Annotated in this window: 22 protein-coding genes and 1 tRNA gene; 16 read left to right on the top strand and 7 right to left on the bottom strand. The window is 42.2% G+C overall.

From position 1 onward, the window contains the following. Positions 1 to 109 precede the first annotated feature (109 nt). Positions 110 to 610, bottom strand: coding sequence for an RDD family protein (locus D0907_RS13015; RefSeq protein WP_036966174.1), 501 nt, complete (start codon positions 608 to 610; stop codon positions 110 to 112). A 140-nt stretch (positions 611 to 750) separates the two neighbouring features. On the opposite strand from D0907_RS13015, the gene D0907_RS13010 reads away from it, so the two are divergent. The 5 genes from D0907_RS13010 to D0907_RS12990 all read left to right on the top strand — a co-directional run bounded on the left by D0907_RS13010 (position 751) and on the right by D0907_RS12990 (position 6809). Then, positions 751 to 2409 carry an acyl-CoA dehydrogenase family protein gene (locus D0907_RS13010; RefSeq protein WP_065979701.1) on the top strand — a complete coding sequence of 553 codons (1659 nt, stop codon included), beginning with the start codon at positions 751 to 753 and terminating at the stop codon, positions 2407 to 2409. A 170-nt stretch (positions 2410 to 2579) separates the two neighbouring features. Beyond that, positions 2580 to 2664 (top strand) — tRNA-Leu (locus D0907_RS13005). A gap of 501 nt (positions 2665 to 3165) precedes the next feature. Beyond that, positions 3166 to 5337, top strand: coding sequence for a putative bifunctional diguanylate cyclase/phosphodiesterase (locus tag D0907_RS13000; RefSeq protein ID WP_074988925.1), 2172 nt, complete (start codon positions 3166 to 3168; stop codon positions 5335 to 5337). A gap of 46 nt (positions 5338 to 5383) precedes the next feature. Next, a complete protein-coding gene (locus D0907_RS12995) occupies positions 5384 to 6391 on the top strand; it encodes a fatty acid desaturase (RefSeq protein WP_074988924.1) in 1008 nt (335 codons plus the stop codon). Position 6392: 1 nt separating this feature from the next. Continuing rightward, positions 6393 to 6809, top strand: a complete 417-nt coding sequence (locus D0907_RS12990) for a GFA family protein (protein ID WP_074988923.1) — start codon at positions 6393 to 6395, stop codon at positions 6807 to 6809. A gap of 9 nt (positions 6810 to 6818) precedes the next feature. Here D0907_RS12990 and D0907_RS12985 read toward each other — a convergent pair whose 3' ends face one another. From D0907_RS12985 to rhlP, 3 genes are all read right to left on the bottom strand, one after another. Then, positions 6819 to 8021 carry an MFS transporter gene (locus D0907_RS12985; RefSeq protein WP_074988922.1) on the bottom strand — a complete coding sequence of 401 codons (1203 nt, stop codon included), beginning with the start codon at positions 8019 to 8021 and terminating at the stop codon, positions 6819 to 6821. Positions 8022 to 8117: 96 nt separating this feature from the next. Next, positions 8118 to 10178: a TonB-dependent receptor gene (locus D0907_RS12980; RefSeq protein ID WP_118844600.1), complete on the bottom strand. Its 2061-nt coding sequence runs from the start codon at positions 10176 to 10178 to the stop codon at positions 8118 to 8120. Positions 10179 to 10254: 76 nt separating this feature from the next. Next, on the bottom strand, positions 10255 to 11073 hold the full coding sequence (gene rhlP / locus D0907_RS12975) for a rhombotarget lipoprotein (protein WP_118844599.1): 819 nt from the start codon (positions 11071 to 11073) through the stop codon (positions 10255 to 10257). A gap of 260 nt (positions 11074 to 11333) precedes the next feature. Between rhlP and D0907_RS12970 the strand changes: the two genes are divergently transcribed. The 3 genes from D0907_RS12970 to D0907_RS12960 all read left to right on the top strand — a co-directional run bounded on the left by D0907_RS12970 (position 11334) and on the right by D0907_RS12960 (position 13279). Beyond that, the gene (locus D0907_RS12970) at positions 11334 to 11768 is read left to right on the top strand and encodes a hypothetical protein (RefSeq protein ID WP_036966195.1); all 435 of its coding nucleotides are present in this window, start codon (positions 11334 to 11336) and stop codon (positions 11766 to 11768) included. Between the two features lie 98 nt (positions 11769 to 11866). Then, on the top strand, positions 11867 to 12187 hold the full coding sequence (locus D0907_RS12965; RefSeq protein WP_036966198.1) for a hypothetical protein: 321 nt from the start codon (positions 11867 to 11869) through the stop codon (positions 12185 to 12187). A gap of 18 nt (positions 12188 to 12205) precedes the next feature. Beyond that, positions 12206 to 13279: an endonuclease/exonuclease/phosphatase family protein gene (locus D0907_RS12960; protein WP_074988920.1), complete on the top strand. Its 1074-nt coding sequence runs from the start codon at positions 12206 to 12208 to the stop codon at positions 13277 to 13279. A gap of 31 nt (positions 13280 to 13310) precedes the next feature. Here the strand turns inward: D0907_RS12960 and D0907_RS12955 are convergent, their stop codons facing one another. Beyond that, entirely contained in the window at positions 13311 to 14687 is a 1377-nt protein-coding gene (locus D0907_RS12955) for an NAD-dependent succinate-semialdehyde dehydrogenase (RefSeq protein WP_118844598.1), read from the bottom strand. Between the two features lie 168 nt (positions 14688 to 14855). Between D0907_RS12955 and D0907_RS12950 the strand changes: the two genes are divergently transcribed. The 3 genes from D0907_RS12950 to D0907_RS12940 are packed head-to-tail and all read left to right on the top strand — an operon-like array spanning position 14856 to position 17000. Then, positions 14856 to 15893 (top strand): NAD(P)H-dependent flavin oxidoreductase, encoded by a 1038-nt coding sequence (locus tag D0907_RS12950; protein ID WP_118844597.1) that lies wholly within the window; start codon positions 14856 to 14858, stop codon positions 15891 to 15893. Then, positions 15890 to 16456, top strand: coding sequence for a Crp/Fnr family transcriptional regulator (locus D0907_RS12945; protein WP_118844596.1), 567 nt, complete (start codon positions 15890 to 15892; stop codon positions 16454 to 16456). The genes D0907_RS12950 and D0907_RS12945 overlap by 4 nt, the downstream gene beginning before the upstream one ends. Positions 16457 to 16505: 49 nt before the next feature. After that, positions 16506 to 17000 (top strand): YgjV family protein, encoded by a 495-nt coding sequence (locus tag D0907_RS12940; protein ID WP_118844595.1) that lies wholly within the window; start codon positions 16506 to 16508, stop codon positions 16998 to 17000. Positions 17001 to 17060: 60 nt separating this feature from the next. Here the strand turns inward: D0907_RS12940 and D0907_RS12935 are convergent, their stop codons facing one another. After that, on the bottom strand, positions 17061 to 17573 hold the full coding sequence (locus tag D0907_RS12935) for an NUDIX hydrolase (RefSeq protein ID WP_036966217.1): 513 nt from the start codon (positions 17571 to 17573) through the stop codon (positions 17061 to 17063). 220 nt (positions 17574 to 17793) lie between these two features. Here D0907_RS12935 and D0907_RS12930 point away from each other — a divergent pair, with 220 nt between their 5' ends. The 5 genes from D0907_RS12930 to D0907_RS12910 are packed head-to-tail and all read left to right on the top strand — an operon-like array spanning position 17794 to position 23299. After that, positions 17794 to 19134, top strand: a complete 1341-nt coding sequence (locus D0907_RS12930; RefSeq protein ID WP_036966220.1) for a sigma-54-dependent transcriptional regulator — start codon at positions 17794 to 17796, stop codon at positions 19132 to 19134. Between the two features lie 14 nt (positions 19135 to 19148). Next, positions 19149 to 19358, top strand: coding sequence for a histidine kinase (locus D0907_RS12925; protein WP_036966223.1), 210 nt, complete (start codon positions 19149 to 19151; stop codon positions 19356 to 19358). Between the two features lie 22 nt (positions 19359 to 19380). Further along, positions 19381 to 20859 carry a sensor histidine kinase gene (locus tag D0907_RS12920; protein ID WP_036966226.1) on the top strand — a complete coding sequence of 493 codons (1479 nt, stop codon included), beginning with the start codon at positions 19381 to 19383 and terminating at the stop codon, positions 20857 to 20859. Further along, positions 20860 to 21321 (top strand): response regulator, encoded by a 462-nt coding sequence (locus D0907_RS12915; RefSeq protein WP_036966232.1) that lies wholly within the window; start codon positions 20860 to 20862, stop codon positions 21319 to 21321. A 10-nt stretch (positions 21322 to 21331) separates the two neighbouring features. Further along, positions 21332 to 23299, top strand: a complete 1968-nt coding sequence (locus D0907_RS12910; protein WP_065979714.1) for a response regulator — start codon at positions 21332 to 21334, stop codon at positions 23297 to 23299. Here D0907_RS12910 and D0907_RS12905 read toward each other — a convergent pair. After that, entirely contained in the window at positions 23286 to 24290 is a 1005-nt protein-coding gene (locus tag D0907_RS12905) for a LacI family DNA-binding transcriptional regulator (protein WP_036966238.1), read from the bottom strand. The two genes, D0907_RS12910 and D0907_RS12905, sit on opposite strands and share 14 nt — an antisense overlap. Positions 24291 to 24305 lie beyond the last annotated feature (15 nt).

Genomic DNA, 24305 nt, shown 5'->3' with positions numbered 1-24305 from the left:
GTACTTAATTACAAAAAAAGCGTGACCATTTAGTCACGCTTTTTTGTATCTACTGTATCGCTTTACCAATCAGTGATTACACCAATAAGCTTAATTAAGCGAACTGCGCCTAATCCAATGAGCGATAAATGCGTTTATTTTCTTCTTTTGTGAGCGTAATTACTTCTGTTTTAGCTATGTAATCTTGCAGTGCACGTTTGTTTTTAAAATCAATCAGCACCACTAAATTACCCAAACCTAATAAAGCACATATTGCTCTTAGCGCACCTTGTTGCCAGCTAATCAGCTTACCATCGAGGGTTTGTACTTTTAAGCGCCATGCGCGCATGCCTATGGTTTGCCCGCTTTTAGCCCAAAAGTAACTAAAAAATGCCACGCTCACTAACACCAGTAATCCACTACGGATGCCATAAAGCAAAGGGGAGTTTTGAATATACGCTGAGACATCCTCAGCATTGCCAATACTCAACACATCAAGTGAAATAAGTCCCTGAACAGCCAGTAGGTATAGCACAGTTGTGAGCATTGCAAAGGCAATCACAACCAAGGTGTCGTAAATTAACGAGGCAAAACGGCGCCAAAAACCGGCACGAGGAAACTCAGCTGACATAAACACTCTCATCCTATTAAATTGCGCTGTAGTTTAGCAAAGTCCTTAGCAAACAAGAAATACTTAGCGAGGGTTTCGCTTGTCGACAAACAGGTCTGACCTGCTATAGTTGAAAAAATAATAAAAAAGAGAGCCCTTCTATGTCTGTTTCTTCGAGTGAAACCCACGTGGTATTTAATCAACCCAAACCGCTTGAAAACTATAACGCGTACGAGGCTGACGACGTGTTGCAGTATTGGCAAAATTGTTTTGCGGGACAATGGGGAACAGCGCATCTTTCTGCTTTTGGGCAACAGGTGGGAGGGGAACTGTTACAAGCTGGGTTCTTGGCAAATAAGCATTTGCCTGAACTTAATACACATAACCGCTTTGGTGAGCGTATTGACCATGTTGATTACCATCCAAGTTATCATCAGCTTATGCAGCATGCCATAGCGCAAGGACACTGTGCCTTACCTTGGCAGCAAAAAAAGCAAGGCAGTCATGTTGTACGCGCGGTGATGGCTGTACTACATAATCATGCTGACCCAGGGTCAGGTTGCCCGCTAACGATGACCTTTGCGAGTGTGCCCGCTATTGCCAGTCAAGCCAATATCGCTGAAGTTTGGCTGCCAAAAATACTGGCCAATCATTATGATGGCGACAACAAGCCGTGGTTTGAAAAACAAGGTGTTACGATTGGTATGGCCATGACCGAAAAGCAAGGAGGCACCGATGTACGAGCAAATACCACCAAAGCAACACCACTAAATGAAGGCGGTGCAGGGCAGCTTTACGTGCTTGAAGGACACAAATGGTTTTGTTCAGCCCCCATGAGCGATGCTTTTTTAGTGCTCGCCTATGCCCCTAATTCACAATTGTCGTGCTTTTTAGTGCCGCGCTGGCTTGAAAGTGGTGAAAAAAATGCCGTCTATATTCAGCGTTTAAAAAATAAATTAGGAAATCAGTCAAATGCCAGTTCTGAAATCGAGTTTAGATCAGCGCATGGCTGGATGTTGGGCGAACCAGGCAGTGGTATTAAGACGATTATTCAAATGGTCGCACTCACACGGTATGACTGTATGCTCGGCTCAAGTTCATTGATGATGCAAGCAGTAAAAGAAGCGGTATGGCACACATCAGAGCGCGCTGTTTTTGGAAAAAAACTGCATCAACAGCCATTAATGCTGAATGTCTTAGCTGATTTAGCATTGGAAGCAGAGGCCGCGTTGGCAATCTCGATGCGGATTGCCCACGCACTTGATAAACAAGACGATGATAGCGAAGCTGCACTCGTTCGCAGTGCGACTGCGATTGGAAAGTACTGGATTTGCAAGCGTGCAGTTCAGCACACCTTCGAGGCGATGGAATGCATTGGTGGAGTAGGTTATGTGCAAGACAATATTGCCAGTCGCCTTTATAAAGAAGCCCCTGTTAATTCAATTTGGGAAGGGTCAGGTAACGTGCAATGCTTAGATTTAATGCGCGTGTTTAACCGCGAGCCAGAATCGTTAACGGCGCTTATGAAGGAGCTTGAAAAAGCACGTGCACTAAACAGTGATTACGCCGATAAGCTTGATGAATTGCAGGCATTACTAACCGATACGTCACATTTAGAAATACAGGCTCGGCGGATCATTGAGCGCTTAGCACAGCTTTGGCAAGCCGCAACGCTCTTGCAGTTTGGTGAACCCATTATCGCACACGCATTTGTAACAAGCCGTTTGAAAGGTCCTCACTTTTCGCAGTATGGTTGTTTAAGCCATGAAATAGACTGTCAGGCCATTGTTTCTCGAATGATGCCAAAGCACACTGGTTAACAACTTGTTTAATAATTGTGCGGTTGATTCATCAGGCCGCATAAAACGCTTGCTGCCTCACCCATTCTTTGTATAATGCTTGGCATAGAGACAAAAGCAGTTAAAAAGCTTATTGCTCTAAAGTGGTTTTTCTTTATCTTCTCGTGTTTAGAAGGTTAAAGAAAAATGAAGCCAGTGTGATGGAATTGGTAGACATGACGGATTCAAAATCCGTTGCCTTCGGGCGTGGCGGTTCAAGTCCGCCCACTGGTACCACTTTTTAACCTCAGCACCTTTTGCTGGGGTTTTTTTATGCCTGAAATAAATCAGTTATGTGTCTTATGTTGTGTGTTCGCGTTTTTGAGTAACACACGGGGCGTGGCAATTAGGCAAGTAAAGTCTGCGCATCGTGTCTTTTTGCCTGCGTACCTTTTAACCACTGCATCTTTTAACCAACGTAACTTTAAACATTCGTGCCTTTTGCAAGAGGGGGCATAAAGACAGCTTTCAGTATAATGCCATGGCTAACCTTTCATTCATTTTCTTCTGGCATGCTCTGATTGCCCCTATAAAATCCTTTTTGTTCTATTATTAATCACAGGTGTTCAAACAATGTTGAGTAATTAAATAACCCCTGATTTTGTGTGTCTACTTGATTGAAAATTAATCATAATGGACTAGAGTAGCATGGTATTTATAGGCTTCATGTAATACAATTTGAAACCTTAACTTTAAGTTAAGTCAAACACTTAGTGCATATAAGATAAGGCGGGAAGCGTGGGTACATTCGACCTAAAACGTATTGTTGAAAGTATATCTAATCTTAAAAGTGAAAACTTTTATAATGCTATATGCCTCTCTTTGTCAGAAGTGGTGGGTGCGTCACACGTTTTTTTAGCTCATGTTGATGAAGACACCATGCAGGCAACAACGCTAACGTTGGTGGCCAATGACGAAATCGTTGAAAACATTAGTTATGATATTCGCTGCACGCCTTGCAACGATGTAAGTTGCGGCGGTATCTCGAGCTATAGCTCAGGCGTACAGCAATTATTTCCAGACGATAAATTACTCGTTGATATGGGTATTGAAGCGTATGTCGGGGTGCCCTTGCAGAGTATGTCTGGTAAAACAGATACCATTCTCGTTGCACTTTTTCAGCATGCAATCAGTGATGCCATGCAAATTGAGTCTTTCTTTTCCTTATTTACAGGCCTTATTCAACGAGAGATTGAAAAAGATCGCTTTATTGCCAAGTTAGATTTTGCCAATCAATTGATAGAACAAAGTCACGAAGCTATTTTTATCTGCAATGAAAATGTCGAGATCATATACGCAAATACTGCATTTACGAATATGACTGGCTATTCGTTCGACGAGATTATAGGAAAAAATCCTAAAATATTGAGTTCGAATAAGCATGCATCGCATTTTTATCGTGCCATGTGGCATCACATTGATACCGAAGGTAAATGGTCTGGTGAGATCATGAATAAGAACAAGCAAGGGGACTTATACACCCAGTTTTTATCAATTACTAAAATGGTTAACAATGGTGAGGTGTGTTACGTCGCCTTCATTCTCGATATCACAGAGAAAAAAGAAGCTGAGCGGAAAATTTATTTTCATGCAAATCATGACCAACTGACGGGCCTCACAAATCGCTTTTATTTTAAAGAACGTATTTGTGATTTAATTTCGGCACCGTCGCATCAAAATGATGTTAATACGCACTTGGCAGTGATTTATTTTGATGTTGATCGATTTCAAGATATTAACACCGTATATGGCTTAACCTTCGGGGATAAACTGCTATGTGAAATAGCAAATCGGCTGGCATATACCTTTAAAGAGTGTGCATTTTCACGCATCGATGGTGACAGCTTTGCAATATTACAGACCTATCAGGATAGCCATGAGCTTGAACTTGTCTGTAAACAAATTAATGCTTTATTAATTGAGCCTTTTTCTATTGGCGGTATTCGTCAGCATGTAACAGTGACACTGGGTATCAGTCATTATGAATATAATAATGTACTGACATCGCAGGTTAAAATTGAAAAAATAGCCCGTCGTCTTATTAGGCAAGCTGAGCTGGCTAGCTTAAACGCAAAACAAACAGCGGATCCATATTTACACTTTTGTACTGAAATGGACGACAAGGTTAAAAAACACAATTTACTGGTAGAGCAACTGACACAGGCTGTTAAGAACAACGAGATAGAGGTTTATTTTCAACCAATTATTGATATTGAAAATAACACAGTTGCTAAATTCGAGAGCTTAGTCAGGTGGCAAAACCAAGGGCAGTGGGTGTCGCCTGTAGAGTTTATACCATTAGCGGAAGAGTCGCGTGTCATAATTCCACTCGGTGAATTGGTGTTAATAAAAACGTGTCAGCAAATTAAGGCACTTGAAGCACAAGGGTATGATCAACTGGTATTTAATGTTAACCGTTCATTATTTGAGTTTGCAGAGTACAACCCTGAACGCAATGTGTGGATTGACATCATAAAGAGTCAAGGTGTTAAGCCTTCGCAAATATCGTTTGAATTAACTGAAAGTGTACTTGCCCCCGAAAATACCAATCACCTCGACGTGCTTACTCAACTTAAAGCAGCAGGGTGTTTAATTTCGTTAGACGACTTTGGTACTGGTTACTCATCGTTAAGTTACCTGCGTCGTTTTCCGGTTGATGTGCTCAAGCTCGACAAGTCGTTTATTGATGAAATACATGTTGATTTAGCTGACGAAGCCTTAGTTAGATCAATCATTCAAATGAGTCGTGTACTGGGTATTAAAGTGGTTGCTGAAGGGGTTGAAGAATACGCTCAACTTGAAGTGTTAACGGATGCTGGTTGTGACTATATTCAAGGTTATTACTTTTCAAAACCTTTGCCACCCAGTCAGATACTTCCTTTTTTAGAGCAATTTGCTAGAGACCGCTGAGTATTCGCGGTATGATTTTGGTATACACAAACGAGCAAACGTAACTATGCCAAAATTAACCGCTAAGCAAAATATTCAGGCGATTGTCAGTGCTATTAAAACAGAAGAACAAGCACTGAGAGCGAAATACCCTGTTCTTAATCAACAAAATAGTATTGCTTTGGTTATTTTGTTGTTGTCACTATTGTCATTAATTGGTGTCGCGTCACTTTATTATATGAGCCTCATTCCCGCGTGGTTGTGTATTATTTTAGCGGCTGTGATTACGTCTATTTCTCACGAACTTGAACATGACCTTATTCATAAGCAATATTTTAGTAAACGTCCTTGGCTTCATAATTTTATGATGCTGGTTGTGTGGTTAATGCGACCAAATACGGTGAACCCGTGGTATCGACGTAAAATTCATTTGCACCATCATAAGGTCTCAGGAACCAATCAAGACTTAGAAGAACGTTTGGTCGGTAATGGCATAAAAAACCCGCTTGTTAGGGCTGTGGTGATTGTTGATGGTTTGTTGGGATTAGTAATCAGCAGTAAGCGCTTTAATAAAGAAATTAAAGGCTTTAAGTTTTTGACCGTATTTAACGCGGGGTTTCCAATTGCGACCGCCTATTTCGTTATTTTATATGGGGTAATCGCGTACTACTTACTGCAGTTATTTATGCCGTTAGAATCTATGTTACCTAGTTGGGGGGTAGATGTGCTGGCGGTTGCTGAGTTTTTGATGGTGGTGTTAATAATACCAAATATTATTCGTTCATCATCGCTCAATTTTATTACTTCATCGATGCATTACTACGGTGGTGTAAACAATGTGATTGAGCAAACTCACGTGATTAATAGTCGCTGGTTTATACCTTTTCAATTATTTTGTTTTGACTTTGGTCGTACCCATACTATTCATCATTTTGTGCCAAATCAGCCGTTTTATATTCGCCAACTTATTAGTCAAAAAATACTGCCTATTATGGCGCAGCACGGGGTAAGATTTAATGACTTACGCAGTATCAAGCGTGCGAATCTATACGAAACTAAACAAGAGGGAGTTTAATATGCAAATCACGGGTCGTTGTCACTGTGGTGAGGTAACTTACCAAGCACAAGTTGATGAAAATAAAGTATTTAACTGTCATTGTACCGACTGTCAAATAATTTCAGGGGCACCATTTCGTACCGTTGTTATGTCAATGCCCGATGCTGTTACATTCACGGGTGCTATACCAAAAGAATATATAAAAATCGCTGAAAGCGGTAATCAAAGAGCGCAGGGGTTTTGTGCTAATTGTGGTACTGCTTTGTACGCGACCTCAGTCGGCGAAGGCGAGCGCATTTATGGCTTACGTTTAGGGGCTGTTGAGCAAGCCGCTGAGCTTATTCCAAACACACATATTTGGTATCGTTCTCATAAACCATGGCTTGATAACTTAGCGGATATGAGCACATTTGAAATCACGGCAGCCAGTCAATAAGGGGCTGTACTATTTATTGTTGATAGTTACGTCATTGTTGATAGTTACGTTTCGGCCACTCAAGTAACCAAATAGCGCGCATAATAGGCTTGATACAATACATAGCCAGAGCGCGCCAGCCCAATTATTAAAAAAGCTATGTAATGTACCGGCCAAGATTGGCCCTGTTGCGGCCAGTAAATAGCCGATACATTGCGCCATACCTGATAAAGCAGCAGCTTGCTGCGCATTATGAGTACGTAAACTCACAAACGATAAACCTAAAATAAAACAAGCACCTGAGCAAAACCCTAAGGTGACAGACCAAATCATAGCGAAGCTTGGGGCGTACAATAATCCAAATGAACATAGCGCACCTAATAAGGCCAAGCTAAAAGTGAGTATTCGCTGATCATTTAGTTTTGCTAATAAGGGAATAAGCACGATACCGGGTAATGCTGAGGCAACTTGAAACGCACCTTGCAAGGCTCCAGCGTGTTCAGCTGTATGACCAAACTCAATCAAAATACTCGGCAGCCAACCAAGCATAATGTAAGTAAAAAATGAGTTAAAACCGAGTAATAGTGTTATTTGCCACGCTAATGGTGAATGCCAAACTTTCGCCTGAGTGGTGTGTGATACCTGTGCTTTGCTAGGCATCGTATGCTGTTTTAACTGAGGAAGCCAAACAACAATGGCCAGTAACACCAGTAATGAATAACTGGCTAAAGCCACTTGCCAGCCTATTTCTTTGTATTCTGCAAGGGGAGTGATCAGTGCTGAATAACTCCCGCCAAATATGCCCATTGCAAGTACGTAGCTTGACGTCATTACCGCCACTTTATGCGAAAAATCACGCTTAATAAGACTTGGCAATAATACATTACCAATCGCAATACCAACGCCAATCACAGCGGTGCCAATAAATAAAACACTTGCAGAATCAATCAGGCGAGACAAAACACCCACGCCAATCAGGAGCAGAGCGATAAACAACGACAGTTCCAGACCATATTTTTTAGCCAAGCTTGCTGCCATGGGGGAGGCAATGGCAAAGGCTATCAGGGGTAAAGTGGTCAACATACCGGCTTGCGATGCTGTGAGCTTAAATTGCTCAATAATCTGTTCTAGTACTGGCGCAATGCCTGTGATGGGCGCGCGTAAGCTGGCTGCAATAAGAAAAATGCCAAGCACTAATAAAAGGGTGCGAATTGCGTTTTGAGAAGATGGCACGCTGTTTAGAAACTTAAGTAAGAGATAAAACTATCATACCTAAATACTAAACAGCGTGGGTGAACTATGAGATAGCTCACCAAATAATGCGGTCACTTAAAACTGATAACGTGCTGATAACATTGCGTTACGGGGTCTTCCTGGAAAATAGCGATCGCCGTTAAAGCTCGTGTAGTCTGCTCGTTCAGCATAGTGCTCATCGGTTAAGTTGTTCACGCGCAGAGTGACAGCAAACGTAGGGGTAAGCTGCCAAGCTGCTGTTAAATTAACCAGCGAGTGGCCTTCGTAACGATGAAGATTTTCAGGGTCGGTAAAATAGCCGCTGGTGTTGTAGAGCTCAAGCGCTACCCGAGTCATATCATTAGCCTGCCAAAGTAATTGTAAGTTAGCGATATTACGCGGGGCGGTATCGACCTCATTGCCATTGATATTAACCTCACCTAATAGTTGGTCATAGCTGTAGGTATGCTTAGCGTGCGTTGCAGCTAATTGCATTGAGATAGTGGGCGTAATGGCGTAGGCGAGTTCAAGCTCAATGCCGCGATGCTGGGTTTGCCCGTCATTGACATAGAAAAAGTCACTGTCGCGGAAAATCGTATTTTCTTTATTCATAGCATAAGCACTTATCACGTAATGAAGTTGTGCTTGCTGACCTTTGAAGCCAAATTCCAAATTTTTTGCAATTTCTGATTTTAACTCAGCAACGCTTTGTTCACGCTGAAGCTGATAAAGCTCAGCCGCTTGCGGCGCTCGAAAGCCTTCAGACGCATTGGCATAAATAAAGTGATTATTGGTAAATTGGTAGCTTATGCCAAGTTTAGGTGAGAAATTAGCAAAGCTATTAATACCGCTTTCTGGGCGAGAATAGCGACAGCCACCCATTCCGCACGGGGTGCCATCTTCTTTCGTGCGCCCTGCGAGCATATGGTTCGTGTAATCATAACGCATGTGTTCGTATCGGCCCCCTACAGTGACTAATAGTTCATCATATTGCCAGTCTAGGTTTATAAATGGTGCCAGTAAGCGACTCGTAACCTGATAGTCATAATGTTTACCCTGAGGGACTGTTGCGACCAAAAAAGCAGAACCCTCTGTTGGCTTATCTTGGTATTGTAAAAAATCGGCATCGGTAAGCTCACCATCAAAGCCCACGGTAAGCGTACTTGCGTTTGCAAATTGGTGCTGCCACATTGATTGTATACCTACGCCTTGTTGCGCGTTTTCTTCCAAAGGTGTGCCGGGTAAAAAGTGTTTAAAAAAGGTCATGCTTTGGTCGCGCAGGTAAGGGGTTAGCGTGAAACTATTGTTGTCGTCTTTTGTCCAATTTAACTTGGACCACACACGCATCGATTGTGCTTTTCTAAAGGCATCGGGGTTTGGATTTGACTGTGCAATGTCTTCATCTTTGTAGCTTTCAAAGCCTTCAATATAGCCTGCGGTTTGTTGATCTAAATGCGTATAAGTAAGGCCGCTATTGAGCGTGAAATTGTCAGCATCATAACGATGGCGCATGGTCACTTTTTCTTGGTCAACCCCTTCATCATCACGGTAGCCTGTGTCGCGAGTGATACTCACATTAATACCAAGGCCTTGTTTGCCAAAGTCGTGACCTTGCCCCAATTTATAGCGGCTATAGCCAAAAGAACCGTAGTCTAAACCAAGTGTGGTGTGATCATAGGTTGTATCGGGCGTAATAACGTTAATAACCCCATGGACTGCATTGGAACCATAAAGAGCTGAGCCTGGGCCTTTTAATACCTCAATGCGCTCAGCCATTTCTGTGTGCGCTTCAAATAATTCGTTGATATTACAAAAACCAGCGGCACGCAGGGGAATACCATCTTCTGCTGTGAGTATCCCACCGCAGGCCCCAGCGCCCGATAGCACTGGCGAGCGAAGGGCGGGTAAGTACTCTTGTCCATTACCATGTTGTAAGTTTGCACCTGCAACCTGTTTAAGGGCTTGTTGAATATGCGTGGGCGCAATGAGTGATAATTGTTGTTTAGAAATACTGCTTACAACCACAGGAAGTGGATCAGCAAGCACTTCGGTACGAGAGGCGGTGGTGGTGATATGCTCAAGTTCATTTGTTGCGGCAAATGTATGGCAGCTAATTGAAAGAGAGCCAATAAGCGCTGAGATTAATGACAACTTCATGAAAACCCTTTGATTAAACAACGACAACGAGAATCAAAGGGTAACTGCTTTTAACGGTGTGTAAAAGCTTTCGCGATTAATGAATTGCTTTTCGTCGCAGACACACAGCCCCCAAAAGTAAAGCGATAAGCCAAAATAGGCTACTGCCACTGTGCCCCTTTTTATGGCTGACATTGGCAATTTTCTCGTCTTTAACGCGAATTTTAAATTGACCTAATTCGGTATCTAGATTTCCTATCATGTCGTCAACAGCAGCATTAAAACTTGCTAGCGATTGCTGTTTCGCGACCTCATCGATACCAATTGCTGTACTTCGTTTCTCTGCTTTATGGATACCTGGCGCACGGAACAACATTTTTCGGCTTTTAATATCAAATACCGCGGTATCGACGAATGTTTGCACCGTGTTTTCATTACCCGGAATGACATAGAGACCAACAATGGTGAGGTATAAGAAGGCTGCATTATTTTCTAAACTTTGTGACACTTGGTCATACGACACCAGCGCCATAATGTCCACATCGTATAAACGTGATACCTGCTCTAAAGTAGTAAACCCCTCGCCTCCCTTTAAGTAGGTACTTGGGATGACTTCGATACGGTCAATATAGTCATACTGCATAAATTGTTTTTTTACTTTGTTGAGTAGTGCTATTTCGTCACTATGATGGAGGCCGTTGTTGTATTTGTTAGGAATAAAGGCAATACCCACTGTGGCGGGTAAGTTTAGAGTGGGCACACTGATTTGTTCGGCTGCTCGTTGTTGTTGATCTGGGTATAAATAGTCAACCAATGAGCTAGATTGAGTTTGTTGATTACCGTGTTGACTCAACATGGTACTGCAGCCAGTTAGCGTAAATATCACAATGATCAAACACCACTTTAATGAATTCATAAACGATCCTTTTTTATAACGTGTTCGAAAACAATGGGTGTAATTTTGGTTTTTTAATCACAGTCATTGTTCCTAATTGAAGCTTTCATTCAGACAAAGAAAGTCATGAAAAGTGCCAAAGAAGATTAAAGAAATGTAAAGATTGTTTTTATAACGTATTGTTATTTATGATCTTGTTATTTTTAATTGTAACCCTTCATCTATGATTCAGGCTTGCTTGATAGGCTTTTCAACAAGAGCAAATGCAGAGGGTCTCTATTATGAATAAAATAATTACTATCTCGTTAGCCGTGCTAGGTTTGAGTTTGGTGCCTATAGAAGCGAGTGCTAAACATGATCGTGACCATGACAGATACGAGTACAAACACGAACGTAAAAAGCACCATAAACATAAAAAGCATCATAAGCATCATCGCCATGACCGTGATTGTCATCACGATAGGTATGACCGCTATAGCTACCGTGATTTACCACCCGGTTTATACAAAAAAGTAGGTTATGGCGGTGGATTACCGCCAGGTTGGTACAAACGGTATCATCATGGTGATATTCTCGACAGAGATATTTATCGCCACGGCCGAGTAATAAAGCGTCGCGATAGAAATGGCATTATTGCCATTGAAATTGATGATCGCTTAATACACTTAGTACATGACACACGAGAAATTTTATCCATCGTGTCGCGTCATCGTTAATCCTGTTTAAAGCCGCTTTGCGGCTTTTTTATACTCTTTCATTCCCAGTTCAGAAATAGTTGCTACGCTTAGTAGAATACATAAAAAGGAAAGTTCGTATGAAAACATTTTTAACAGTGGCTGTTTTAGGGCTTAGTATTGTTGCGACAGGCGCTTTAGCAAAGGACAAAGATAAGGACAAAGACAAAGGAAAAAGCTTACCGCCTGGTCTAGAGAAAAAACTTGAAAACGGTGGAGATCTTCCGCCTGGTTGGCAAAAGAAATACCGAAAAGGTGACATACTTGACCGCGATATTTATCGTCGAGGTAAGGTGATTAAATCGCGTAATAACGACGGATTAATTTCAATTCAGGTTGATGGCACCATTGTTCGTTTGGTAGAAGATACCCGCGAAATAGTCTCGATTCTGAGCCGATAAATTGTGCCAATGAGTTATATGAGCCATGCATTGAGTGTACTGTCTGTACTTTTGCTTATTGTCTCACTATTGCCATTTTCGTACTCCCAGCATTATTTAATTCGAAGTTGTGATTTTGTGCGGCTGCAAGTAGCGTATCTTGCAGGAGCATGTTTGCTGGGAGCAAGCGTGTTATTTTACCTCTCCAACAGCTATTATTTACTCGGTTGTATTGTTATAAGCTTTGTGGTTTTGCTACTGCAAGCGAACTGGATTTACCCCTACACATGGTTCGCTAAGAAAGAAGTTGTCTCAAGTAGTAAAGATGATGCTCACAGTATTCGCATAATGTCTGCGAATGTGCTGATGTCGAATACGCACTACGGCAAACTTATTAAACTGGTAAAAAACCACCAACCAGATTTACTCATCACGCTTGAATCTAATGAAACGTGGCAACAGCAGCTCAGTTGTCTAGAAGCAGATTACCCATATCGTATCTATTGCCCTAAAGATAATCGTTACGGTATGCATTTATACAGTAAGTTTGAAATTAAACACCAACAGGTATGTGAATTAATCGAAGCGGATATTCCTTCGATTCATATCGTATTTGAAGATGCCAATAATACAGAAGTTGAGGCGCACTTTATTCACCCAGCTCCTCCAAGTCCCACCGAAAAAGACACCTCGCGTCCTCGTGATACCGAGCTTATTATTCTGGCCAAAGCCCTTAAAAATAGAACGCGCCCTTGCATCGTTGCAGGCGATCTGAATGATGTTGCTTGGTCACGGAGCACGCGTTTGTTTATGCGAGTTTCTAAGTTGTTAGACCCGCGTAAAGGACGCGGCTTTTTTAATACATTTCATGCGGGTTACTTTTTTATGCGTTGGCCGCTTGATCATTTATTCCACAGTGATGAATTCAGTGTAAAACGAATTGAACGCCTTGCTAAGTATGGCTCTGATCATTTTGCACTATTAACCGAATTGACTTATGACCCCGCTGCTTCAAATCAAAAACAACATGAGGATATTGATAAAGATAAAGCGATTAAAGAGTTAAAAATGCCTATGACATCTAAGCAGCAAGTTCCGACCTTTGATGAATGAGAAAGGGCTCAATGAGCCCTTTCAGTGAGTATTATTGGTTGATCATAATGGTTTTAATATTTACAAATTCGCGTAAGCCAAAACCACCATGCTCTCGGCCATAGCCGCTGTCTTTCACTCCACCAAACGGCAAGTTTGGCTGAGCGAGTCCATAGCCATTTATATTTACCATTCCTGTATCAAAATGCAGCCTAGCCAGTTCAACAGCCTGTTTCTCGTTGCTAGAAAAAATACCTCCTCCTAATCCATAACGCGAGTCGTTGGCTATACGCATCGCGTCGTCATTATCTTTGGCGCGGATCAGAGAGGCCACGGGGCCAAATAGCTCATCATCGTAGGCTGGCATTCCTGGTTTTACATTTTCAAGTAAGGTCGCTGGGTAGTAAAAACCAGTGCCTGTTGGCATGCTGCCACCGACAATCGCCTTCGCTCCAGCATCAATAGAGTCACTTACTTGTTGGTGAAGCTGTGCGCGTAAATCTTCACGTGCCATTGGCCCAAGCCCTGTGTTTTCATCATTAGGGTCACCCAGTTTTACTTGCTCAAACTGTTCTTTAATACGTGCTTTAAAGTCATTATATACTGCGTCAACCACCACAAAGCGTTTCGCCGCGACACATGTTTGGCCATTATTGATAAGACGACCTTGGGTACATGCCTCAATGGCGGTATTAAGGTCGGCATCATCAAGGACAACGTAAGCATCATTACTGCCAAGCTCAAGCACGGTTTTCTTGACATGCTTACCGGCACGCTCTGCCACTTTTTTACCCGTGCTGTCACTGCCAGTAAATGTGACCCCGCGAATAGCGGTATGCTCAATTAATTCGCTGGCTGTTTTACCGTCGATTAATAAGTTTTTAAAGCAATGGGTTGGAAAACCAGCTTCATTAAATAACTGCTCAATTTTTTCAGCCATTCCAAATACGTTACCGGCGTGTTTTAGCACGGTCGTGTTACCAGCCATAACATTAGCACAGGCATAACGAATAACCTGATAAAGAGGGAAGTTCCAAGGTTGAATACCTAAGATAACACCGATAGGTTGGTAGCTAATGATGGCGCGGCCACCTTGCATATCGCGTTTTTCTTCGGCGAGGACCTCAGGGCCTTGGTCGGCTGTGTAGCGACATATAGCAGCACAAAGTTCCGTTTCTTGTAAGCCTTGTTGATAAAGCTTGCCCATTTCGTCAGTCATTAACTGTGCTAATTCATGTTTATTATCGTCAATCAATTTTGCAAGTTGATTAAGGTATTTAGCTCGCTCTAATAAAGATGTCTCGCGCCATGATAAAAAGGTTTTATGGCATTTATCTATTTCAGCCTTAGCTTCTTGTAAAGACAAGAGAGTGTAGGTATTTAAAGTTTGCTCGTTTGTTGGATTGATTGTAGTTACTGTATCAGTCATCATTATCTCCTTACAAAATGTACATGACCTTGTGCAAAGCTAACACCAGCTTTTCAAATGTTTTTTAGATTTTTGTTTTTATTGGCTTTTATTTGTTTTTATCTGGTTTCTGTGTGTGTGGAAATATGTAAAAACTGCAAGAGGCTGCAAAACTTACAAGGATAGGCTATGAGTAATACATTGTTTAATACAGAGCTTGCGATTATCCAAGCGCCCATGGCAGGGGTGCAAAATGCACAACTGGCGGTTGCGGTGTGTGAAGCGGGAGGTTTGGGGTCGTTACCTTGTGCCATGCTCTCGAAAGAGCAACTGATTAACGAGTTGGACTATTTAACACACCATACTAATAAGCCATATAATTTAAACTTCTTTTGTCATCAAGTCAGCCCGTACAGCGAAGCTGAGCAACAGCAGTGGCATGAACTATTAAGCCCATATTTTGCTGAGTTTGAAATAGATGCATCGCAATTCAGTCGCAAAGCCTCACGACAGCCTGTTGATCAGCAGGTAATTGATACAATTGCGACTTATAAACCTCCCGTGGTTAGTTTTCATTTTGGCTTACCTAATCAAGAAATTATCGCGCAAATCAAAGCATGGGGTGGCAAGGTTTTGTCATCAGCAACGACTTTAGACGAAGCTCGTTGGTTAAAAGAGCGTGGTGTTGATGCAATCATTGCACAGGGCAAAGAAGCGGGTGGACATCGAGGATGCTTTCTATCGATGGATTTATCGTCACAGCCCAGCACAGAACAGCTCGTTCATGATTGTTTATGTTTGGATATACCGATAATTGCGGCTGGGGGCATTAGTACGCCAGAACAGGTAAAAATGTTTAAAGAGCTCAACGTGGCGGCAGTACAAGTTGGCAGTGCCTACTTGTTATGTGAAGAAGCAACGACAAGCGCATTACACCGTGAAGCATTAAAAACGACAGCGGCAAATAATACTGAGCTCACCACTCTTTTCTCGGGTCGTCCTGCGCGCGGGATACGAAACAGAATTATGCAAGAGCTTGGCGCAATGCCAACGCAAGCGCCTGCTTTTCCTTATGCCTCGATAGCCTTAACAGCACTGCGCTCGAGAGCAGAAGCACAAGGAAGCAGTGGTTTTTCACCGCTGTGGTGTGGTGAGTGTTTCAAAGCCAGAGAAGGCATTAACGCCAAACAAATAACCGCGCTATTAATGCAAGGGTGGCAATCTTGACGGATACTCAGTTACTGCCCTTGGGTGATAGTTACCATCACCTTGCTAATGAGTTTCGTAATAAGCTTGCGGGCATGATTGCACTCAAGCGATACGCTAAAGAGCATGTGCTGCTACAGCAAGGTGAGCAACAACAAGCGGGGTATTTAATTGTATCTGGAGTACTTGGCGCATTACATGTATCAGAGCAGGGCGCTCAAAAGTGCAAAGAGTTTTACTTTCAGGATGAGTTTGCACTGCTTTATGGCAACTGGCTAACCGAAACTAATGCGTTTTACCAACTTAAAGTAATGCGGGACGCTGAGCTTATCAAGGTGCCACTGACTTTATTTGATAACCCAGATTGGCAAGCAATGAAGCATAAATTAATCACTCAACAGCTATTATTTAAAGAGGCAAAAGAAGCCTTTTTATTACTGAATACGCCAGAGCAAAGGTATAAATATTTGCTGGATAACAAACCGCATTGGCTCGCACAATTGAGTTTAAATGAGGTCGCAATGTATTTAGGTATTTCAGCTATTTCATTATCGCGAATTCGAGGGCGTCTTAACTTAAGTTAATGTGCGCGATTTTAAGGAACATTACACTGCTGATTTTTCAGGAGTTGGTATGTTTATTTTATCGCAATGCTTGGTCGCTATTGCCACATTACTCGATTTAGCGTCATTTCAATTTAAGCAAAGGCAGTTTATTTTAGCCTGTTTGTTTAGTTCTGTGTTGCTCACTTCTGTGCACTTTTTTCTACTTGATAACTTAAGTGCCGCAAGCTTAATGCTCATAGCCGCAGTGCGCTACGTATATTGTATTTTTGCCCGTAAAACCAGGATGATGGTTATTTTCATGTTGCTGAGTATCACTGCTGTAAGCCTGACTTGGTATAACTGGGTGAGTGTTATAGCCCTCGCCGCAACCTTAATTCAGACTTATGCTTCGTTCCAAAGTAAAGACTTATCATTACGGCTGATGATGGTGGTAGGTACGCTATGTTGGATAACACATAACGCGCTCTTGTTTTCGCCAGTCGCAGTGGTGATGGAAACGGTATTTTTATTGAGTAATTTAGTCGGAATATGGCGCTATTATGCGCCGCCTAAAGCTGTATGAGTATCAGTAAGGTATTAGCACGGCATTATAAGCATACCGTGCTTTTCCATCGAAAAACCCTCAAAGCGTGTTAGCAATCAGCTTGAGTAAGTAGGTTTCTCGTTGAATAGATAAACCTTGTTTTTCGCTCATAGCCAAGGTTGTCTCGTTATGAGCGATGGCGTCATAAATATTAATCCACTTTGGTTGCATGCCATTTTGTACTTCGTAGTGCTCCATTTTGGGCGCGGCTAGCTCACCGTTGATCTCGCAAAAGTAGCAGTAAGATTTAATATGCACACAATCAAAATCATCTTTATACCACGGCCTAATTTCTTCGTATAAGCCTAGTGGGTGCGTTATGTTTATCTGTTGTGCACCGGTTTCTTCTGAAAGCTCTCTGTACAGGCCTTGTTCAATACTTTCACCGTTATCGACTCCACCACCCGGTAGACTATAGTCATCATAACGTGCGGTGTATAAAAGCAGTATGTGTTCACCTTTTAGCACGATTGCACGCGCGGTGTTGCGAATAAATACCGAACCATAATCATTACTTAGGCTTGGATGAATAACTTTTCTTAATAATTTCATTTAATTACAACGTAGCAACTTCGCTAAAGTACAGCTTAGCTTAATATTTGGTGAGTTATGATAACGTGTTATGAATATTTAATTCATTATAATTACCCCAAATTGAAACTTAATGCGATAATATAGTTGTAATTAATAACAACTTAGCTACCTAACGCTCGTTGTTTTATTTTCGGAAAAACTGTGCGTAGAATGGTAAAAAAAGGCTTAGGGAAAGAATATGTTAAATGTGCTTTTAGTTGATGATGACAGTGAGTTTAGTGATGTCGTGTGTCACATTGTAGAATTCCTCGGGCATAATATAAATACAGCTGCAAACCTTGCAGAAGCAGAGCAATGGTTCGAAAACAATACATTCGACCACGTCTTTTTAGATTTTATGTTACCAGATGGCAGTGGTCTGCACCTACTTGAACACCTTAAAAAAATTGGTCAATCCCCGCGAGTGACACTCATTTCTGGCCACCCTTCGGTGAAGGGGAAATTAGCAGAAATGTGTGAGGCGAATGTAGGGCACTTAGTTAAACCCCTTCAGCGCGAAGACATCGAAAGGGTTCTCAACCCTAAAAAAGCAAATACAAAGAAAAAGTCAGCACCGAGTATTAAACGTCATTTTGGCACGCTCATTGGTGAATCTGATGTTATGCATAAGCTTTACACCATGATTGAACGTGTCGCAGCAACCTCTGCCAATGTCATGCTCATGGGGGAAAGTGGTGCCGGTAAAGAAGTCGTCGCACAAGCGATTCACAATGCGACAGCCTGCGATGGCCCACTTGTTGCCACAAACTGCGGTGCATTTTCTAAAGAGTTGATTGGCAGCGAATTATTTGGCCACGAAAAAGGCGCTTTCACAGGGGCTGTTGCACGCAAAGAAGGGGTGTTTGAGCAAGCTGCTGGTGGTACGTTATTTTTAGACGAAGTCACCGAAATGCCCATTGATATGCAACCAAATTTATTGCGTGTCCTCGAAAATAAACGAGTGACCCGTGTCGGGGGGACAAAAGAGCAAGCGGTGAACTGCCGTGTTATTTCAGCAACCAACAGAACGTTGGATGACCTTGCGCAGAACAACGTGATCCGTGAAGATATCTATTTTCGCTTAGCTGTTTTTCCGATTGATATTCCTGCGCTACGTGAGCGTAAAGAAGATATCCCGCTACTTGCGAACGCATTTTTAGAGCAACTAAACGAAGAAAATGGCACAGACTTTAAATGGCAAGCAAGTCAGCTAAAAGAACTTGAAAGTCATGATTGGCCCGGTAATGTGCGAGAGCTTCGCCATGCTATTCACCGTGCTTTTATAATGAGCGACCCTAAAGGCAGTGCTATTACTTTACCTGAATCGCTCGAATCACCATTTTCTCGCGTCAATAAAGAAACACAGACCAGCCAGGTTATGGCTGGACAAACCATAGAAGAAGTCGAAAAAGAGCTGATCCACGCAACCTTGGATAAAGTACAAGGTAATAAAACCATCGCAGCACAAATGCTGGGGATCAGTACTAAAACACTCTATAACCGTTTAAATGCTTATGGCGGCATCGGAGAATACAAATAAAAAAAGGATAAAAAATGAATAATCACGAGTCTTTACGTCAGTTGGTACACGATGCTCGCGCACCACTTAACCGTATTTCAATGAATGCAGAGTTAGTTAAGCTCGTATTAGAAAACGATATGCCTAAAGAAAAAGCATTGGCCGCGCTTGATAAGATTATCGCCAATTGCCAGCAATGTAGTGAGCAACTTCAGCAAATTAGTGACACGCATACCAGCGATTAACGAATAAGCCATTGGGAAGAAAATGCATAAACAAAAGGGAAAAATCACATTAAATTGGGCAGGCTTTATAGCGATTGTTCTGTGTATTGTGATAGCCAATGCCATTTTGGCAGTAAACACGATTCGCTCACTGACAGAGACACAAAATAGTCTTGATAACACCAATTCGCTAAATACTGCCATTGAACGATTACATTTATCGGTGGTGCAAGCTGAGTCGGGTCAACGAGGTTATTTACTGACAGACCGTGAAGATTATTTGCTGCCATACAATGATGCGATTGCGTCTATGCAAGCGCAAATTATGCTGGTTAAAAGTTTACATTCAGAGATACCCGGTCAGGCTGAGCGTATTGCGCGGTTTATTTTTTTAGTGAATGACAAAATCGCAATAATGAGCCAAATTACGGATCTTGCTTTGGCCGATAAAAACGTGAAAGCTCGGCGTTTGCTTTTAACAGATAAAGGGCGCGAACTTTACAAAGACATTCGCGCTGCTGTTGATGAAATTCATATGCGCGAACTTAATTTTAAAGTCGAACAGTTTGCTAAATTATCGCAAATCAAAAACGACGCAAAACTGACTTTTGTGATCACTGCGGTGACCAGTACGCTATTGATCATTGGCATGTTTATTTTGACGCGGATCAACTCACTTAATGCAGCAAAATACCGTGCAGATTTAGAAGTGCAAAATGAAACATTGGCCGCTAAAGTGTCAGAACGTACCCAAGAGTTAACCATTTATTCAGACGAATTAAGTCGCTCGAACCGAGAGCTAGAAGAGTTTGCGTTTGTCGCCAGCCATGATTTACAAGAGCCTCTGAGGAAAATTCAGGCGTTTAGTGATCGGCTCGAAAGTATGTTCAAAGACGATTTGGGTGAAAAAGGCCTCGATTATATTAATCGTATGAAAAATGCGGCGCAGCGCATGTCTAATTTGATTAATGACTTATTAGAGTTTTCGCGAGTTACAACCCGTGGCAAAGACTTTATTGATACAGACCTTAACGAGGTCGTTCATGAAGTGTTAGATGACCTTGAGATTGCCATTAAAGAGTCAGAGGCAACGGTAAACTTAGATACGTTACCGCATATTCAAGCTGATCCGAGTCAGATGCTGCAACTGTTTTTAAATATTCTTTCTAATGCCGTTAAATTTAGACGTGAAAATGTGCCACCTATCATTACCATTTCCTATCAACGGACTGAAGAGTTTAGCCCTGCACACAACAGCGATGTTGCGTGGGAAATTATTACTATTTCAGATAACGGTATTGGCTTCTCTGAAGAGTACTTAGAAAAAATATTTGTTCCATTTCAGCGCCTTCATGGTCGTTCGCAATACAAAGGCACTGGAATTGGCTTGTCTGTATGCCGACGAATCGTAGAACGCCACGGTGGTGAAATTACAGCAACCAGTCAAGTGGGTGAGGGTGCAAGCTTCACTATTAAACTACCTGTGGAAACATCACTTTTCACATTGCAAGGAGAGGCTTAGATGCCACTTAATAAAGTAAAACCCATAACCATTTTAATGGCAGATGACGATGAAGACGATCGTTTATTAACCCAAGACGCTTTAGCTGAAAGTCGCGTACTCAATGAGCTGTTTTTTGTTGAAGATGGTGTTGAGCTACTTGAATACCTTGAACGAAAAGGCAAGTTCAGTGAGAAAGAAAACTCGCCGCGTCCAGGGCTAATATTGCTTGATTTAAATATGCCTCGCATGGATGGACGTGAAGCGTTACAAGCGATTAAGTCTAACCCTAATTTAAAAGGGATTCCGGTTGTTATTCTTACTACATCAAAGCAAGAGGAAGATATGATCAAAGGCTACGACTTAGGTGCAGCCTCTTATATCACCAAACCGGTTACTTTTGATGGATTAGTCGAGCTCATGAAAACCTTAGGAAAATACTGGGTCGAGTTTGTTGAACTACCGCCATCAAATAATGATTAAAGGATAAGCAATGTTAGATAAGGTAACCCGATTACTGTTAGTAGAAGACGATGAAGATGATTATATTCTGACCTGTGATTACTTAGAGCAACTGGGTTCCCATACATTTGATGTTGAATGGTTAAGCTGCCCTGAGCAGGCGATTGGTGTACTGAGTGAGAACAAACATGATATTTGTTTGTTAGATTATCGCTTAGGGGCATCGGACGGATTAGAAGTGCTAAAACGGGCTGTTGCGAATGGTTTTCGCGGCCCGATAATTATGCTTACGGGGCAGTCTGACGAAATGCTTGATTCCGCAGCGCTCGATGCGGGAGCTGTTGACTACTTAGTCAAAAGCGAAATGAGCTCAGGGCGTTTTGCGCGCGCGATACGTTACGCACTAGCGCGACGAGAAGTCGAAGATGAGCGTGTTGAGCGTTTAAAAGCCGAAGCTGAAAACCGCTCGAAAGACCGTTTTTTAGCGCACTTAAGTCATGAGTTACGCACCCCTTTGTCGTCAATTCTTGGCTACACTGAGCTATTAATGCAAAGTGAAAAAAACCAGCATGCGCAGAATGAGCTCGGGGTGATTTACAGAAACGGTAAGCATCTTTTGAGTTTGTTAAACGATGTACTTGATTTGTCTAAAATTGCTGCAGATAAACTTGAGTTGAACTGCAGTGATGTAAACCTTGATAGCTTGATGGCTGATGTGTACACGCTGATGCGGGTATCTGCGATTGATAAGGGGTTATCATTGCGATTTGAATCGCAGCAAGCCCTGCCTTTGATCATTAATTCAGACGCCACGCGCTTACGACAGATTTTAATTAATATTATTAATAACGCGATTAAGTTTACGAACCACGGTGAAATTGTCGTGCGCGCATGGACTGCGTGGGTTAATGAGCGCGAAATGCTGTTTTTTAGTATTAAAGATACAGGGCTGGGTATTGCACCAGAAAAGCAAGCTATTATCTTTAAACCGTTTGAACAAATTGCCGATGTTGAATCACGCGATGTGGGCGGAGCAGGCCTAGGCCTTGCTATTTGTTCTGAGCTGTTAACGCGTATGCAGGGGTCAATCAGTTTGGAGTCAACTCAGGGAGTCGGGTCTGAGTTCACCTTGTCGATTTACCCTGGCAATATTCGCGATGTTGAACGCCAACGACTTCGCTTTGATTCGAATCCAGATTACCAACAAAAGTTAACGACCTTGACCACCCATGGCCGTGTGTTAGTTGTAGATGATTTAAAAGATTTGCGTATTTTAGTGGGCCATATGATCGCCAGCACAGGGGCTGATGTTGAATACGCTGAAAACGGCAAACAAGCGATTGAAAAAGTGGCCGCTGCAGAAAAAAATGGTAAGACGTTTGATATTGTTTTTATCGATTTACACATGCCTGTTATGGGCGGCAAAGAAGCAACTATAGAGCTCAGGAAAATGGGTTACCAAGGTCCTATTATTGCGTTAACGGCCGCCACAATGAAAGGCGTTAAAAGCGAACTTACCGCGCTTGGCTTTAATGACATGATAGCGAAACCCCTTGATTCAGGTCTACTTTACCATGTGCTTAACCATTATATTTGCCAAGGAAAAACCGACCCCGTCGTGGCACGTGATGATTGCCCTGCCATAACACAACAAAGTACACGCTACTTGCTGGTGGAAGATGATAGTGATGCCGCGCAAATTACGCAGCTATTGTTAGAAAGCTTGGGTGTCGAAACGGTGATTGCAGCCAGTTATAAGGCGTGCCTACAAACCTTACACACGGACCAACACTTCGATAAAGTGTTACTTGATATGCACCTGCCTGATGGTGAAGGACTTGATTTAGCACGCGAAGTTAAACAGCTTTACCCCAACTTAACGTTAGTTATTGTCAGTGGGGCTGAGCCAGAACCAGAAAAAATTGAACAGTTAGATATTGATCAAGTGCTGTTAAAGCCGATTAACTTAGGCTTGTTAACCCAGCTTATTGAGGGTTAGTGGTTATCGACTGCCTTACAACCAGCTCAGGTTCAAATACGGTTTGCAAAGGAGCCGTTTGCTTTTGATAAACGTGGCTCAACACCCAATCTGCCGCCATTTTGCCCATTTCGTTAATAGGGTAGTTTATGGTACTGAGAGGGGGGTAAACATGGCGTGTAAAAAACACATTATCGTAACCCATTATAGAAAGTTGATCAGGGAGTGTGAGTCCGAGCTCTCTGGCGCTCGCCATAGCACCGGTTGCCATCTCGTCGTTGGCACAAATAACCGCACTAAACGGCTTAGCGTGTTGATAAAGCGTTTTTAGGCCTGTAAACCCGCTGGCTTCCATAAAGTCACCTTGATAAAGTAATTGTTCATCAAAGGGTAACCCATACTCTGCGAGTGCTTTTTTATGGCCTTCAAGACGGTCTTGCGCGTCTTTTTTCCAAAGTGGACCACTAATATATGCAATCTGTTTATGGCCTTGTTCAAGCACATGTTTCGTTGCAAGGTAGCCACCTTTAATATTGTTTAAAATAATGCACCGATCGCTTAATTCACTAATAAAGCGATTGATTAGCACAAAGGGTACTTGGCTTTTACTGAGTTTTATAAGGTAGTCATCACTTACGGCTTCAACATGTAAAATAAGCCCGTCACAATTACGACTAATAAGGAATTCAATGCCTTGTTTTTCACGCTCTTCATTACTGTGGCCTGCGGCGATAATTAAGTGCTTTTTTTGATTGCGAAATGTATTTTCTATACCGCTCATCATCGGTCCATAAAAGGGACCATGTAATTCAGATACCAAAAGGCCAACACTGTTTGAGCAATTCGACGCTAATGATTGAGCGATTGAGTTAGGTCTATAACCAAGTTCATCCATCGCTGCGGTAACTTTTTTGCGAGTGGCATCACTAACATTAGCGTTGTTATTCATTACTCTTGAAACAGTCGCAAGTGATACACCCGCTAGTTTCGACACCTCGTAAATGGTGGCCATGTTATTCCTTTTTAA

This window comes from Pseudoalteromonas lipolytica (assembly GCF_003515105.1).
GTDB classification, from domain to species: domain Bacteria; phylum Pseudomonadota; class Gammaproteobacteria; order Enterobacterales; family Alteromonadaceae; genus Pseudoalteromonas; species Pseudoalteromonas lipolytica.
Note: the sequence above shows the minus strand (reverse complement) of the source record. Positions and strands in the feature narration are given on the sequence as shown.